Origin of the sequence: Clostridium polyendosporum (genome assembly GCF_018332455.1) — a bacterium.
GTDB classification, from domain to species: domain Bacteria; phylum Bacillota; class Clostridia; order Clostridiales; family Clostridiaceae; genus Clostridium_AY; species Clostridium_AY polyendosporum.
Map to the genome: position 1 here is coordinate 1 of NZ_BOPZ01000112.1, position 232 is coordinate 232.

Annotated in this window: 1 rRNA gene; it reads left to right on the top strand. The window is 59.9% G+C overall.

The window, feature by feature from the left end:
* A 23S ribosomal RNA gene (locus CPJCM30710_RS17635) occupies positions 1 to 232 on the top strand; the annotation flags it as partial.

A 232-nucleotide genomic window follows, 5' to 3' on the forward strand; every position in this document is an offset into this window, starting at 1 on the left:
CCACAAGTGGAGCAGGGACGAAAGTCGGGCTTAGTGATCCGGTGGTACCTCGTGGGAGGGCCATCGCTCAACGGATAAAAGCTACCTCGGGGATAACAGGCTGATCTCCCCCAAGAGTCCACATCGACGGGGAGGTTTGGCACCTCGATGTCGGCTCGTCGCATCCTGGGGCTGAAGTAGGTCCCAAGGGTTGGGCTGTTCGCCCATTAAAGCGGCACGCGAGCTGGGTTCA